The organism is Pseudomonas sp. FP1154, assembly GCF_030687245.1.
Taxonomy (GTDB): Bacteria; Pseudomonadota; Gammaproteobacteria; order Pseudomonadales; family Pseudomonadaceae; genus Aquipseudomonas; species Aquipseudomonas rhizophila.
Genome location: NZ_CP117465.1, coordinates 4,669,558 through 4,684,685, shown reverse-complemented (window position 1 = coordinate 4,684,685; position 15,128 = coordinate 4,669,558). Strand labels below are relative to the sequence as shown.

Sequence of the window (15,128 nt, the reverse complement as noted above, 5' to 3'; positions counted from 1 at the left end):
CCTTTGGATTTCAAAACTCAGGCAGCGCTGGCCGCAGGTGGGCTCGAAGGCCTAGACTTCGCCAGTCTTCAACCCAGGAACGCCCCGTGACTTCTATCTTCTGGTACGACTACGAAACCACCGGCATCAACCCGCGTTGTGACCGGCCCTTGCAAGTGGCGGGGATCCGTACCGATTTCGAACTCAATGAAATCGACGAGCCGGTGAACCTGTATTGCCAGCCCAGCGAGGACATCCTGCCGCATCCGGCGGCTTGTGCGATCACCGGCATTACCCCGCAATGCCTGGCCGACAAAGGCTTGACTGAAGCCGACTTCATGACCCGTATCCACGGGCAACTGGCCGCGCCCGGCACCTGTGGCGCCGGTTACAACACCCTGCGCTTCGACGACGAAATGACCCGCTATAGCCTCTATCGGAATTTTTTCGACCCGTACGCGCGCGAGTGGCAGGGCGGCAATAGCCGCTGGGACCTGATCGACCTGGTGCGCGCCGCCTATGCGCTGCGCCCCGAAGGCATTGTCTGGCCGCAAGAGGAGGGCCGCGTGACCCTCAAGCTGGAGCGCCTGACCGCCGCCAATGGTATTGACCACGGCCAGGCTCACGATGCGTTGTCGGACGTGCGCGCGACGATCGCCTTGGCCCGTCTGATCCGCCAGAAACAACCCAGGCTTTACGAGTGGCTGTTCCAACTGCGCAGCAAACAGAAAGTCATGGATCAGATCCGCCTGTTGCAGCCTATGGTGCATGTTTCCGGGCGTTTCTCGGCCGCGCGCAACTACATCGGGGTAGTTTTACCATTGGCCTGGCACCCGAAAAATCGCAATGCCCTGATTGTCTGTGACTTGCACCTGGACCCGCTGGGTTTGCTGGACCACGATGCTGAAACCCTGAGGCAACGTTTGTATACCCGCCGTGAAGAACTGCTCGAAGGCGAGTTGCCGGTGCCTCTCAAACTCATTCATATCAACAAGTGCCCGGTGGTCGCGCCGCTCTCGGTGCTGCGTGCCGAGGACCAGCAGCGGCTGCAACTGGACATGGACGTTTATCAGGAGCGTGCGCTGCGGCTAACTGACGCACAGCAAGTTTGGCAGGACAAACTTCAGGCCATTTATGGTCGCGAGGATTTCACGGCCAGTGAGGATCCCGAGCAGCAGTTATACGCAGGCTTCATCGGCGACCGCGATCGTCGATTGTGCGAGCAAGTCCGCATGGCTGACCCGGCTCAATTGGCTTCAGAGCACTGGCCTTTTGATGATGAGCGTTTACCGGAGTTATTGTTCAGATATCGCGCGCGCAACTTCCCTGAGACCTTGACCGGCGAAGAGCAGGAGCGTTGGAGACTTTTCTGTCAGCAGCGTTTGTCCTCCCCTGAATGGGGGGCGCCTAATACCTTGCAAAGTTTTGATGAGGCGATGGAGGAATGGATGGCCGTTTCCACGCCATTGCAGCGCGAGGTACTCATAGAGTGGCAGGGCTACAGCCAGCAATTGCGTAAACGTTTAAGCCTTTGAGTGGCGATGAAGTGGGTAAATCGCAGGCATAAAAAAACGCCAGCAATCGCTGGCGTTATTCTGTTCGCATAAAGCGGCGCGAACCGGTGAGGCTTAGCCCAACAGGGTTGCCCAACCTTCAACCACGTCACCGCCCCACTTGGCTTTCCACTCTTTCAGAGTCTTGTGGTTGCCACCTTTGGTTTCGATGACTTCGCCGTTGTGCGGGTTTTTGTATTGCTTAACTTTGCGAGCGCGTTTGGTGCCGGTAGTTTTTACGGCGCCACGGGTTGCCTTGCTCGATTTGGCTTCTGGATCCAGCATAGCAATGATGTCACGCAGCGATTTCTGATATTCGCCCATCAGCGTGCGCAGTTTGCCTTCGAATTCCAGTTCTTTCTGCAGCTTGTCGTCTTTGGACAGAGCTTTCAGGCGTTCTTGCAGTTCTTTGATTGCTTCTTCGGTGCTGCGGTATTCATTGATCAAGGACATGAGGACTACCTTATGTAGGACGCGGGTGACAAGGAGACAGTGAGGCAATAGTAATCAGACAGTTTCATCAAGTAAACATTTAACCGATGTTTTATTTAATTAATTAGTGCAGCCTCGCAAAAACGGCGTTGCAGTTAAATACTGAAACACAGTCTTCACATCTGCTCACAAATATAGCGTGTTGCCAAAGGTCCGGCCCATTGCTGCCCGGGCAGACAAATGTGCGCGGCGTGTCATCGATACTGCAGTTTTGCCGCGCAATGGCTAGAATGGCCGCCTTTGTGAAGTTCTGGAGTTCCCCTAATGCGCACTTTTCGGCTGGTGATCGCTTGCCCGGACCGCGTCGGCATCGTTGCTAAGGTCAGTAATTTTCTGGCGTCCCATAATGGTTGGATCACTGAAGCGAGCCATCACTCGGACACTCACAGTGGCTGGTTTTTCATGCGTCACGAAATTCGTGCCGACTCGCTTCCCTTCGGCATCGAAGCCTTTCGTGAGGCGTTCGCACCGATTGCCGAAGAGTTTTCGATGGACTGGCGAATCACCGATACCGAGCAGAAAAAACGCGTGGTGCTGATGGCCAGTAAAGAATCTCACTGCCTGGCTGATTTGCTGCACCGCTGGCACAGCGATGAGCTCGATTGCGACATCGCCTGTGTCATTTCCAACCATGACGCCTTGCGCAGTATGGTGGAGTGGCACGGTATCCCTTATTACCACGTTCCGGTCGACCCACAGGACAAGCAGCCGGCGTTTGCCGAAGTTTCGCGGCTGGTCAAACAGCACGACGCCGAGGTGGTGGTGCTGGCCCGCTACATGCAAATCCTGCCGCCTTCCTTGTGCAGCGAATACGCGCACAAGGTCATCAATATCCACCACAGCTTCCTGCCGTCGTTTGTCGGTGCCAAGCCGTATCACCAGGCCTCGATGCGGGGTGTGAAGCTGATTGGCGCCACCTGCCACTACGTGACCGAAGAGCTGGACGCAGGGCCGATCATCGAGCAGGACGTTGTGCGCGTCAGCCACAGCGACAGCATCGAAGACATGGTGCGTTTCGGCCGTGACGTGGAAAAAATGGTACTGGCGCGCGGCTTGCGTTATCACCTGGAAGACCGAGTGCTGGTGCACGGCAACAAGACCGTGGTGTTCTGACTACAGTGCAAAGGGCCTGGGCGAGTGATCACCAGGCCCTTTTTTCATGAGGTTCGCCATGACCGACCCATTGGACAAAGCCACCTCCCGAGCCCCGGCGACCCTGGGTGAGGGGTGCCTGAGCCGTTACGATCCTGAAGCGTTGAGCCCGGAGGATGGCACGGAGTTTCCCGACGCTGCGCAACTGTGGAAACAAATGCACCCCGAGGACGAACCAGCGCCTGCAAAGCCTGAAAACGGTGAAGTCTAAATAGGAGTCACGCCTGTCGCAGCTTGATCAGTTTCTTGATCAATGGTCGCCCGACCATCAAAAAGAACACGGGTCCACCGGCGACCAGATAAAAGTAATAGGTCACGGCCCGCCAGATCAGAATTGCCGCTGCGGCCGTGGATTTTCCCACCATGGGCGCCAGCAGCGCCGCCGAGGTCAACTCTGCCGCGCCGGCGCCACCGGGCAGCAGGCTGAACTGCCCTGCGCTCAAGGAGAGCATCTGGATCAGAAAGCTCCAGGCCCACTGCAAATCCGCCCCCAGTCCTCTCAACGCCAGATACAACACGCTGTAGCGCAGGGCCCAGTGAAGGCAGGTCAGGCCGAAGACCTGGAACAGGGTCTGACGGGGCAATTTCAGGGTGTCGGTAAATGCCGCCAGAAAGTGCAGGATCTTGCGTCCCCAGCGTTGGCGAGTGGCGGTCTTTACCCGCAGATGTCGCAATAACCGAGCGCCCAGCAGAATCAGTTTGCGGTGGTAGCGGGCCACCAGCACGCAGCCGAACAGTCCGCCAAACAACGAGAAGGCACTCAATGCCAGCATCCATTCGATGCTCTGGCTGAGGTTCTGGAACAAGGCATAAAACAGGATGCCGACCAAGGCGCAGAGGAAAAACAGCAGATCGCTCAACTGATCCATGGCAAACACCGCGCTGCCATGGGCCGGACGCACGCCGTTGCGCGCCAGCAACGCCATCAGCGTCAGCGGCCCGCCACTGCCGCCGGGCGTGGCACACATGGCGAACTCGGTAGACATGACGACGCCAATGCTTTTCAGCCGGCCGACGCGCCCGCGGTGTTCACCCAGCAGCAAACGCAGGCGCACGGAGTTCAAGCCCCAGCACAGGACAATCATGCCGAGCATGGTCAGCAGCAGTGACAAGGGAAAGCGCTGCACCCGCGACCACATCTCCCCGCCACCCATCAACCACGGCACCAGTAGCGCCAAGAGCAAGGCGGCGCCCAGCCATATCAGCCGTTTCATGCCGCGTCGCTGACCCGCAGGCCCTGGGTCGCCAGCCATTGGACCTTGGTCATCGGTACGCGGCCGTCGTTGAGCAGACGTTCGAGGGTGCGCAACCAATAATCCCGGGAGAACCCATGGCGCATGTCGACGGGATGCAGGCCAAGGCGAATGACTGGCGCCTGACGCCAGCGCTGTTCACGTTGATCATTGATGACTTTGGAAAGGCCACGGCGCCAGGCGCTGCGGGCGCTCCATACCAGTCCCGGAGCGTCGATCGGGGTGAAGTCCGGCAAGCGATAGAGATGCTGGGGATCGCTGGTGTAACTCAGTGGCAACTGGCGCAGTGCCTGGCGCGTGCCTTCGCTCATGAGCCAGGCCGGAGCGACGAAACCCTCCAGTGGCCACTGGTAGCGCTGGAAGGTTTCGACACCCGCACGCAGGCGGGCGAGGGCCGCCTCCTCGGACAGGCTGTAAAACTCGCCTTCGTGGGTATATACCCGGCGCATGAACCAGTCCTTGGGATGAGTCGCCGGCGGGCCATCGTCGCAATGGTAGTAGCCGTGCAGCACCAATTCGTCGCCGCGCTCGACCCGGTTGTCGAGCAGGCGCCGAAAACCTGGGTGATCCTCCAGCGCATTGGCGTGGTGGAAGTCCGGCACCACCAGCCAGGTCATTGGCACCTGGCCGAGGGCGTCGACAGCTTCGACGAAGTGCTGGTAGTCGGGCCAGGTTTGCGGCGCCACGTCATGCAGCACCAACAGTAGGCTGGGCGATTGATTCATCGACACGGACTTCACCTCAACCATTGGCCAACAGGGGCAGTTGTTCACCCAGGACGCTGTGGTAGTGGCCCAACAGGCTGTTGACCACCGAGTCCCAGGCGTAGTGACGCTCAACGTGCTGGCGCGCCAGCACACCGCGTCGCTGACAGCCTTCGGCAAACAGCTGCCGCACGGCGTTGGCCATGGCCTGTGGATTGTCGGGCGTGCATAGCAGGCCGCAGTCTTCGTGGACGATTTCGGTGAAGGCCCCGGCCGCCACCGCCACCACGGGGATACCGCTGGCCATGGCTTCGAGGATCACCAGGCCGAAGGTTTCCTGGTCACCGGCATGCACCAGGGCATCGGCGCTGGCCATGAGCCGGGCAACTTGCGGCGCCGGACAGAACTCATCGACCACCGTAACGTTGTCCGGCACCACGGCGGGCATGGACGAACCCACCAGCAGCAGGTGGTAACGTTCGCCCAGGCGTTTCATGCACTTGAGCAGCACCGGCAGGTTTTTTTCCCTGGAACCGCGACCGGCGAAAATCAGCAGGCGCGTGTCTTCGGCAATTCCCAGTTCGGCACGCAGTTCCGGGTCGCGGGCGGCGGGGTTGAAGGTTTGCAGATCCACGCCCAAAGGCTGCACGTAGACGTTCTTGACCCCCAGCCCGATCAACTTGTCGGCCATGACCTGGCTCGGCGCCAGGACCCGGTCGAAATTGCCGTACAACTTGCTGACATAGGCTTCGATGTTGGGCGTGAACCAGTTGCCCATGCGGTTGCTGACCAGCAGCGGCAGGTCGGAGTGATAGAAACCGATCACCGGCACATCGAGCTGGCGCCGGGCATCCAGGGCAGCCCATGCGGTGAGGTAGGGATCGCCGACTTCAATCAGGTCCGGTTGTAAATCACGCAGGACATTGCGCCAGGGCGCCAGGCGAAGCGGGAAGCGGTAGCCCTTGCCGAAAGGCAGGGCGGGGGCCGGGACCTTATAGATCCCGTCGTGCTCGCTCAGATGCGCGCCAGGGATCAACAGACTGTGACGAATTCCGGGCCGATCACTCAGGCGCCGGTGCTTGGCATCCAGATAAGTGCGCACGCCGCCGCTGGCGGGGGCGTAGAACATGGTTATGTCCGCTATGTGCACGATGAACATCCCTCCGGTCTGTATTCTCCTTTGTTGACCTTTAGTAAGAATAGATGTTCGGTTGGGGTTGTGGGCGGTGGAATGTCTGTCAGCAGTGTGTCGTTTGAGAGGGGCCTATCGCTAGCAGGCTCGCTCCCACCATGGATCTGTGTTGTGCACAAAACCCCGTGGAAGCGAGCCTGCTGGCGATGACGTCAGATGCGGAAACTGCCCACCAGTTGCTTCAACCGCGCCGCTTGCTGCTCAAGGTCTGAGCAGGCGCGCAATGTCGATTGCAGGTTCTCCACGCCTTCCTGGTTCAGCGTGTTGATCTCGGTGATGTCCACGTTGATGGATTCCACCACGGCCGTCTGCTCCTCGGTGGCGGTGGCCACTGACTGGTTCATGCCATCGATTTCACCGATGCGCTGGGTCACGCTGTTCAGGCGCTCGCCGGCCAGGTTGGCGATTTCCACGCTTTCCTGGCTGTGGCGCTGGCTGTCGTTCATGGTCGTGACCGAATCCCGGGCGCCGACCTGCAACTCCTCGATCATGGTCTGCACCTGTTGCGCCGATTCCTGGGTGCGGTGGGCCAGGTTGCGCACTTCATCGGCCACCACGGCAAACCCGCGCCCGGCCTCCCCGGCCCGGGCTGCCTCAATTGCAGCATTGAGGGCCAGCAGGTTGGTTTGCTGGGAAATGCTGGTGATCACCTCCAGGATCTGGCCAATGTTCACGGTTTTGCTGTTCAGCGATTCAACGTTGCTGCTTGAGGCACTCAGCAAGTCGGACAAGCGATTCATCGCGGCAATGCTGCGATCCACCACTTGTTGACCATCCTCGGCCAGGCCACGGGCGTCGCTGGCCTGATGGGAAGCTTGCGCTGCATTGCGGGCGATTTCCTGAGCAGCGGCGCCTAATTGATTGATGGCCGCGGCCACGCTGTTGGTGCGACTGGCCTGCTCGTCGGAATTGACCATCGAGGAGTTCGACGCGCTCACCACCCGCAAGGCGACTTCGTTGACGTGTTCGGTGGCGGAGGACACTTCGCGGATCGAATTATGGATACGCTCCACGAAACGGTTGAACGCCGTGCCCAGAATGCCGAATTCGTCCTGATTCTGGATCGTCAGACGTTTGGTCAGGTCGCCGTCGCCATCGGCAATGTCTTCCATCGCCCGGGTCATCACATGCAGCGGTTGGATCAGCAAGCGGATCAACATGCTCAGCAGTGCAATGATGAACGCCACGGCAATGACCGTCGCCACGACGGCCGAGGTGCGGAAATCGCTGAGCATCGAGTAGGCCTTGTCTTTGTCCACCGACACGCCGACGTACCAGTTCACCGAGGGCAGGCCCTTGATCGGCGTGAAGGTCACGATGCGCGTTTGGCCATCGACTTCGACTTCGCTGATCTGGTCGCTGATCTTCGGGGTGTTCGTCGGGTAGGCTTCGGCCAGGGTTTTCATGACCAGGGCTTTATCCGGGTGTACCAGGATCTTGCCGTCGGCGCTGATCAGGTAGGCATACCCCATGCCGTCGAAATTCACGGTCTTGAGGTTGTCCACAATGGTCTGCAGGCTCAGGTCGCCGCCCACGACACCGACATTTTGCGTGGCGTTTTTCGAGGCGCTGGCGATGGAAATGATCAGCCCGCCGCTGGCAGCGTCGATGTAGGGTTCGGTCAGGGTCGAGGTGCTGCTGCTTTGTGCGCCTTTGTACCAAGGACGTACGCGCGGATCGAAACCGTCAGGCATCTTCGCATCGGGGCGAATGATGAAACTGCCCTGGGCATCGCCAAGGTAGGACGCCATGAAGGTCGAGGTCAGCGCTTTCTGTTCCAGCAGGTGGGTGACGCTGCTCGGGTCGGGGGTGACGGCGATGTTCTGGGCCAGGTTCTCGATAAGCAGGATGCGGCCGGTCAGCCAGGTCTGAATGTTATTTGCCGTGACAGCACCCATTTCATGCAGGTAGCTGTCCAGATCGTCACGGATGGCATTGCGTTGCAGGTAATCGTTGTAGGTCGTGAAGGAAGCGAAGGCTGCAATCACGATGAGCGCGGCGGCTATTAGAATTTTATGGCTAAAGCGCAGGTTTTTATTCATGGCACGGGGGTCCGCTAAGGTCTTGATACGCTAAGCGTGCTTATATATAAGCGCGCAAAAATGGCTTCATAGTGAAAAAAAGCTGATATTTCCTCCTCTCCTTAGGGAATTATCCGACCTTGTTTCAGTAGGGTCTGTCGCTTTAGATATCGGCCATGCAAGGCCATAGATTAACCACAGGTGACGAAATGCCTGACTCATCGCAACTTGTTATTGGCGCCGACCTTGCCGGCCAACCCATCGCCCAGGCCCTGCGTCTGGCTAACCGTCATGGTCTGGTGGCAGGTGCCACCGGCACCGGCAAGACCGTCACCTTGCAACGCCTGGCCGAGACGTTCAGCGATGCCGGCGTTGCGGTATTCGCCGCAGACATCAAGGGCGACCTGTGCGGCCTCGGCGCCGCCGGCAACCCCCAAGGCAAAGTCGCCGAGCGTATCGCCGGCATGTCCTGGCTCGGCCACAAACCCCAGGCTTATCCGGTGACCTTGTGGGACATTCATGGCAAGTCCGGTCATCCACTGCGCACCACCCTGAGTGAAATGGGCCCGCTGTTGCTCGGCAGCCTGTTGGAACTCACCGACAGTCAGCAATCGGCGCTGTACGCGGCCTTCAAGGTTGCCGACCGCGAAGGCCTGTTGCTGCTGGATCTCAAGGACTTGAAGGCACTGCTCAATCATCTCAGGGACAACCCTGAGCTGCTGGGGGACGACGCCGCTTTGATGACCACCGGTTCCAGCCAGGCTTTGCTGCGGCGCTTGGCCACATTGGAGCAACAAGGCGCGGATGCGCTGTTCGGTGAGCCGGCCTTGCAGCTTGAAGACATCCTGCAACCGGCCAGCGACGGCCGCGGCCCTATCCATTTGCTGGACGCCAGCCGTCTGGTGCATGAAGCACCAAAAGTCTACGCAACGTTCCTGCTCTGGCTGCTGGCCGAGTTGTTCGAGCAATTGCCCGAGCGCGGCGACGCGGACAAACCGCTGCTGGCGCTGTTCTTCGATGAGGCCCATCTGCTCTTTGCCGATACCCCCAAGGCGTTGCAAGAGCGGTTGGAGCAAGTGGTGCGGCTGATTCGCTCCAAGGGCGTGGGGGTGTACTTCGTGACCCAGTCGCCAGGAGACTTGCCGGACGACGTGCTGGCGCAGTTGGGCCTGCGCATCCAGCACGGCTTGCGGGCCTTCACCACCAAGGAGCAGAAATCCCTGCGGGCGGTGGCGGACGGTTTCCGGCCCAACCCGCAATTCGATGCGCTGACGGTGCTGACCGAGCTGGGTATTGGCGAAGCCTTGGTGGGCACTTTGCAGGAAAAGGGCACGCCGCAAATGGTCCAGCGTGTGCTCGTGGCGCCGCCACAGTCGCGGATCGGGCCGTTGACCGAAGTTGAACGCGCCGGGCTGATCGCCCGTTCCCCTTTGCAAGGGCGTTATGACAAACCCATTGATCGCGAGTCGGCCTATGAAGTGCTGATGGGGCGCAAGGGCTTGGAGCCGCAAGCCGAAGAGGCACAGGGCAAGGCGAGCGCTGAAGAACCGAGTTTCACCGACAAGGCCGGGGAATTTCTCGGTACGGCGGCCGGCCAGGCATTGAAATCGGCGATGCGCCAGGCCGCCAATCAGTTGGGACGGCAACTGGTACGTGGGTTGATGGGGTCGTTGCTGGGGAGCAAAAAGCGCCGGTAACCGGCTCGGCACAGTTCAACATTGTGGGAGCGAGCCTGCTCGCGATGGCGATTCAACAGGCGCCAAATGTACCGACTGATCTGCCGCTATCGCGAGCTGGCTCGCTCCCACAATTGATCTGTGTCGTACACAAAATCTGTGTTCACTGAAGATCTCCTGTGGGAGCGAGCTTGCTCGCGATAGCGATTCAACTGGCGACCTGGAAGTCAATCCTTGGGCCGCGCATGTGCCGCCAACCGCTCCAGCGCCGCCCGCAGGTTGGGGTCGGTGATGCCATCGGCGGTGGCCTGGATGGTGGCGGCTGCGTCGGTGGACAAGTCCAGCGTGTGCCCCTTGACGGCGACTTGCACCGTGGGCGGTTGTACCTTGAACAGAATCCGCGTCAGGCCGGCAAATTCTTCGAACGCCTGCAATTGCCTCAGCAGGCGCTTTTGCTGATAGCGCAAGCGCGTAGCCCAGTGACCGTCCGTGACGATCAGCAGCAGGCTGCCTTCGCGCCAGGAGGCCACGTGGCAGTGCTCGCGAGCGGCGGGCTGTAGTTGGCTGTCCAGCAGGCGCTGCAAGTGACCCAGTCGTTTGGCGTGGCCGAAGATGGCTTTCAGCGGTTTGGCTTCGCGCAGCAGAACGGCGGGAACCTTGGCTGGAAGAGGGCGAAAGGCCATGAACGAATACCGCAAGTGACAGAGGCGCCATGGTAGCAGAAAGCGCCGAGTACGCCGCGACCGCTCGCCGCGGGCGCCCTTGTCCGCGCAATCAATGAATAACTTCTCTCGTTTGTGGGTTGAAGTTCGCGCAAAAGCCCTTATTTTAGGGAGGCCCCGTCACAGCGCTGTGCCAGCATCGTGGAATAACGCCACTTTCCTCACCATCGTTTCCGGGTAGAATGCTCGTTCGCATGCGGCCATGAGGGCTGCACGGGCGACTCACGGGGCCGCCCTCCATCCCTTTAGTGTGGAAGATCCTGCCGATATGTTTGCGCCTTTGTTAAAGAAACTTTTTGGAAGCAAGAACGAGCGTGAAGTCAAACGCATGCTCAAGACGGTACAGATCGTCAATGCCTTCGAAGAGCAAATGGTGGCCCTTTCGGACGATCAGTTACGCGCCAAGACTGCCGAATTCAAGGACCGCATCGCCAAGGGGGAAACCCTTGACCAGCTCCTGCCCGAAGCCTTCGCGGTTGCCCGTGAAGCCGGCAAGCGGGTGATGGGCATGCGTCACTTCGACGTTCAGTTGATCGGCGGCATGACCTTGCACGAAGGCAAGATCGCTGAAATGCGTACCGGAGAGGGCAAGACCCTGGTGGCGACACTGGCGGTATACCTCAATGCACTGTCCGGCAAGGGCGTGCACGTGGTGACGGTCAACGACTACCTGGCCCGCCGTGATGCCAACTGGATGCGTCCGCTGTATGAATTCCTCGGCCTGACGGTCGGCGTGGTCACGCCGTTCCAGCCGCCGGAAGAAAAACGCACCGCCTACGCTTGCGATATCACCTACGGCACCAACAACGAATTCGGTTTCGATTACCTGCGCGACAACATGGCGTTCAGCATGGATGAAAAATTCCAGCGTGAACTCAACTTTGCCGTGATCGACGAAGTCGACTCCATCCTCATCGACGAAGCCCGTACCCCGCTGATCATTTCCGGTCAGGCCGAGGACAGCTCCAAGCTGTACATCGAGATCAACAAGTTGATCCCGCAGCTGGAACTTCACGTCGAAGAAGTCGAGGGTGAAGTGACCAAGGCTGGCCATTACACGGTCGACGAGAAGACCCGTCAGGTCGAGCTCAATGAAGCCGGTCACCAGTTCATCGAGGAAATGCTCACCCGCGTCGGCCTGCTGGCCGAGGGCGAGAGCCTGTACTCGGCCCATAACCTGGGCCTGCTGACCCACGTCTATGCCGGCCTGCGTGCGCACAAGCTGTTCCATCGCAACGTCGAGTACATCGTCCAGGACGGCCAGGTCGTGCTGGTGGATGAGCATACCGGCCGGACCATGCCGGGCCGTCGTCTGTCCGAAGGCCTGCACCAGGCCATCGAAGCCAAGGAAGGTCTGAACATCCAGGCCGAAAGCCAGACCCTGGCCTCGACCACTTTCCAGAACTACTTCCGCCTGTACAACAAGCTGTCCGGCATGACCGGTACCGCCGACACCGAAGCGTTCGAATTCCATCAGATCTACGGCCTGCAAGTGATGGTGATCCCGCCTAACAAGCCGCTGGCCCGTAAAGACTACAACGACCTGGTGTTCCTCACCGCCGATGAGAAATACGCGGCGATCATCGCCGACATCAAGGAATGCATGGCCCAGGGCCGTCCTATCCTGGTGGGTACCGCCACAATCGAAACCTCCGAGCACATGTCCGCATTGCTCACCAAGGAAGGTATCGAGCACAAGGTCCTCAACGCCAAGTTCCACGAAAAAGAAGCCGAGATCATCGCCCAGGCCGGTCGCCCGGGTGCCCTGACCATTGCCACCAACATGGCCGGCCGTGGTACCGACATCCTGTTGGGCGGCAACTGGGAAGTGGAAGTCGCCTCCCTGGAAAACCCGACGCCCGAGCAGATCGCGCAGATCAAGGCCGACTGGCAGAAGCGTCATCAACAGGTGCTCGAGTCTGGCGGTTTGCAGGTGATCGCTTCCGAGCGTCACGAATCGCGTCGTATCGACAACCAGCTGCGTGGCCGTGCCGGTCGCCAGGGCGATGCCGGTTCCAGCCGCTTCTATCTGTCGTTGGAAGACAGCCTGATGCGTATCTTCGCCTCTGATCGGGTGAAGAACTTCATGAAGGCCCTGGGCATGCAGCCGGGCGAAGCGATCGAACACCGGATGGTCACCAACGCCATCGAGAAAGCCCAGCGCAAGGTCGAGGGCCGCAACTTCGATATCCGCAAGCAATTGCTGGAGTTCGACGACGTCAACAACGAACAGCGTAAAGTGATTTATCACATGCGTAACAGTTTGTTGGCCGCCGACAACATTGGCGAAACCATCGCAGATTTCCGCCAGGACGTGCTCAACGCAACCGTCAGCGCCCACATTCCGCCGCAGTCGCTGCCTGAGCAGTGGGATGTCGCCGGTCTGGAAGCTGCCTTGCAGAGCGACTTCGGCGTGGCGTTGCCGATCCAGCAATGGCTGGACGAAGACGATCACCTGTACGAAGAAACCCTTCGTGAGAAGCTGCTGGCTGAACTGATCGCCGCGTACAATGAGAAAGAAGACCAGGCCGGCGAAGAAGCGCTGCGCTCCTTCGAGAAGCAGATCGTACTGCGGGTGCTGGACGACTTGTGGAAAGACCACCTGTCGACCATGGATCACTTGCGCCATGGTATCCACCTGCGTGGTTATGCCCAGAAGAACCCCAAGCAGGAGTACAAGCGCGAGTCGTTCACGCTGTTCTCCGAGTTGCTGGATTCGATCAAGCGCGACTCGATCCGCGTGTTGTCCCACGTTCAGGTTCGCCGCGAAGACCCGGCCGAAGAAGAAGCCCGTTTGCGTCAGGAAGCCGAAGCCTTGGCCGCGCGCATGCAGTTCGAGCACGCCTCGGCCCCAGGCCTGGAAGTTGCCCAGGAGGAGGGCGCCGAGGTGGATGTTGCCTTGGCGACCGCGCCGGTACGTAACGAGCAGAAGCTGGGCCGCAACGAGCTGTGCTATTGCGGTTCGGGCAAGAAATACAAGCATTGTCACGGGCAGATTCAGTAACACCCGTTTCAAGCGCTGAACGACCCGCGCCGCGACCGGCTTTCAGCCGTCGCGGCGTTTTGCCATTTTGATTCGCCGTCTCGATTAGGCGGTGTCGATTTATCTATTTAGGAGCGCATTCATGGCTGTTGGTCTTGGTCCGTTGCCAACGTTGCACCCGGTTGCCGGTTTTGAACTCGGTATCGCCTCGGCGGGCATCAAGCGCCCAGGGCGCAAGGATGTCGTGGTCATGCGTTGCGCCGAAGGCTCGACGGTTGCCGGCGTGTTCACCCTCAACGCCTTTTGCGCCGCGCCGGTCATCCTGGCCAAGCAACGCGTGCAGGGGCCGGTGCGTTACCTGCTGACCAACACCGGTAACGCCAACGCCGGCACCGGCGCGCCAGGCCTGGCCGCCGCCGAACGCACCTGCGCCAAGCTGGCCGAACTGACCGGCGTCGACGCCAGCCAGGTGCTGCCGTACTCCACCGGGGTGATCGGCGAACCGCTGCCGGTCGAGAAGATCGAAGGCGCGTTGCAGGCCGCTCTGGATGACCTGTCGGAAAACAACTGGGCCGCTGCCGCCACCGGCATCATGACCACCGACACGCTGCCCAAAGGGGCCAGTCGTCAATTCCAGCACGATGGCGTGACCGTGACCGTCACCGGCATCAGCAAAGGCGCCGGCATGATCCGCCCGAACATGGCGACCATGCTTGGCTACATCGCCACTGACGCCAAAGTCTCCCGGCAGGTGCTGCAAGACCTGATGCTCGACGGCGCCAACAAGTCGTTCAACCGCATCACCATCGACGGCGACACCTCCACCAACGACTGCTGCATGCTGATCGCCACCGGCAAGGCCGACCTGCCGGAAATTACCGAAGCCAGCGGTGCGCTGTTTGCCGCCCTGAAGCAGGCGGTATTCGAAGTCTGCATGGAAGTGGCCCAGGCCATCGTCCGTGACGGCGAAGGCGCGACCAAGTTCGTGACCGTGCAAGTCAACGGTGGCGGCAACCATCAGGAATGCCTGGATGTTGGCTACACCGTGGCGCATTCGCCGCTGATCAAGACCGCGCTGTTCGCCTCCGACCCGAACTGGGGCCGGATCCTCGCCGCCGTCGGCCGTGCCGGTGTGCCGGACCTGGACGTGAGCAAGATCGACGTGTTCCTCGGTGAAGTCTGCATCGCCAGCCAGGGCGCACGCGCCGCCACCTACACCGAAGCCCAGGGCGCGGCGGTGATGCAGCAGGAAGAAATCACCATTCGTATCGAGCTGGGACGTGGTGATTGCAGCGAAACGATCTGGACGACTGACCTGTCCCACGAGTATGTGAAGATTAACGCGGAATATCGGACTTAACAGTTCGGGACCGAGTTGCTGCCATCGCGAGCAGGCTCGCT

12 protein-coding genes and 1 pseudogene are annotated in these 15,128 nt (G+C 60.0%); 6 read left to right on the top strand and 7 right to left on the bottom strand.

Features of this window, described 5'->3' with window-relative positions:
• The first annotated feature begins 86 nt into the window (after nt 1-86).
• Nucleotides 87-1,514 (top strand): exodeoxyribonuclease I, encoded by a 1,428-nt coding sequence (gene sbcB / locus PSH91_RS21110; protein ID WP_047227095.1) that lies wholly within the window; start codon nt 87-89, stop codon nt 1,512-1,514.
• A gap of 93 nt (nt 1,515-1,607) precedes the next feature.
• Here the strand turns inward: sbcB and mvaT are convergent, their stop codons facing one another.
• Nucleotides 1,608-1,985: a histone-like nucleoid-structuring protein MvaT gene (mvaT, locus tag PSH91_RS21105; RefSeq protein WP_047227094.1), complete on the bottom strand. Its 378-nt coding sequence runs from the start codon at nt 1,983-1,985 to the stop codon at nt 1,608-1,610.
• A 303-nt stretch (nt 1,986-2,288) separates the two neighbouring features.
• Here mvaT and purU point away from each other — a divergent pair, with 303 nt between their 5' ends.
• Complete coding sequence (gene purU, locus PSH91_RS21100) at nt 2,289-3,137, top strand: formyltetrahydrofolate deformylase (protein ID WP_047227093.1); 849 nt, start codon at nt 2,289-2,291, stop codon at nt 3,135-3,137.
• Between the two features lie 58 nt (nt 3,138-3,195).
• Nucleotides 3,196-3,387, top strand: coding sequence for a hypothetical protein (locus tag PSH91_RS21095; RefSeq protein WP_288915309.1), 192 nt, complete (start codon nt 3,196-3,198; stop codon nt 3,385-3,387).
• Nucleotides 3,388-3,394: 7 nt separating this feature from the next.
• On the opposite strand, the gene PSH91_RS21090 is transcribed toward PSH91_RS21095, so the two are convergent.
• The 5 genes and pseudogenes from PSH91_RS21090 to PSH91_RS26830 all read right to left on the bottom strand — a co-directional run.
• Entirely contained in the window at nt 3,395-4,390 is a 996-nt protein-coding gene (locus tag PSH91_RS21090; protein WP_139049273.1) for a lysylphosphatidylglycerol synthase transmembrane domain-containing protein, read from the bottom strand.
• Entirely contained in the window at nt 4,387-5,154 is a 768-nt protein-coding gene (locus PSH91_RS21085; RefSeq protein ID WP_305468576.1) for a polysaccharide deacetylase family protein, read from the bottom strand. Before PSH91_RS21085 ends, PSH91_RS21090 begins: the two co-directional genes overlap by 4 nt.
• A gap of 16 nt (nt 5,155-5,170) precedes the next feature.
• Nucleotides 5,171-6,292, bottom strand: coding sequence for a glycosyltransferase family 1 protein (locus tag PSH91_RS21080; protein WP_047227089.1), 1,122 nt, complete (start codon nt 6,290-6,292; stop codon nt 5,171-5,173).
• 185 nt (nt 6,293-6,477) lie between these two features.
• Nucleotides 6,478-7,242, bottom strand: a complete 765-nt coding sequence (locus tag PSH91_RS26835) for a methyl-accepting chemotaxis protein (protein ID WP_370695207.1) — start codon at nt 7,240-7,242, stop codon at nt 6,478-6,480.
• Nucleotides 7,243-7,383: 141 nt separating this feature from the next.
• A pseudogene (locus PSH91_RS26830) lies at nt 7,384-8,223 on the bottom strand (cache and HAMP domain-containing protein); the annotation flags it as partial.
• Nucleotides 8,224-8,555: 332 nt separating this feature from the next.
• Between PSH91_RS26830 and PSH91_RS21070 the strand changes: the two are divergent.
• On the top strand, nt 8,556-10,043 hold the full coding sequence (locus tag PSH91_RS21070; RefSeq protein ID WP_076383684.1) for a helicase HerA-like domain-containing protein: 1,488 nt from the start codon (nt 8,556-8,558) through the stop codon (nt 10,041-10,043).
• A gap of 206 nt (nt 10,044-10,249) precedes the next feature.
• On the opposite strand, the gene PSH91_RS21065 is transcribed toward PSH91_RS21070, so the two are convergent.
• On the bottom strand, nt 10,250-10,705 hold the full coding sequence (locus tag PSH91_RS21065; protein ID WP_047227086.1) for a DUF721 domain-containing protein: 456 nt from the start codon (nt 10,703-10,705) through the stop codon (nt 10,250-10,252).
• A 307-nt stretch (nt 10,706-11,012) separates the two neighbouring features.
• Here PSH91_RS21065 and secA point away from each other — a divergent pair, with 307 nt between their 5' ends.
• Nucleotides 11,013-13,748: a preprotein translocase subunit SecA gene (gene secA, locus PSH91_RS21060; RefSeq protein ID WP_305466660.1), complete on the top strand. Its 2,736-nt coding sequence runs from the start codon at nt 11,013-11,015 to the stop codon at nt 13,746-13,748.
• Between the two features lie 121 nt (nt 13,749-13,869).
• Complete coding sequence (argJ, locus tag PSH91_RS21055; RefSeq protein ID WP_047227084.1) at nt 13,870-15,087, top strand: bifunctional glutamate N-acetyltransferase/amino-acid acetyltransferase ArgJ; 1,218 nt, start codon at nt 13,870-13,872, stop codon at nt 15,085-15,087.
• Nucleotides 15,088-15,128: the final 41 nt, after the last annotated feature.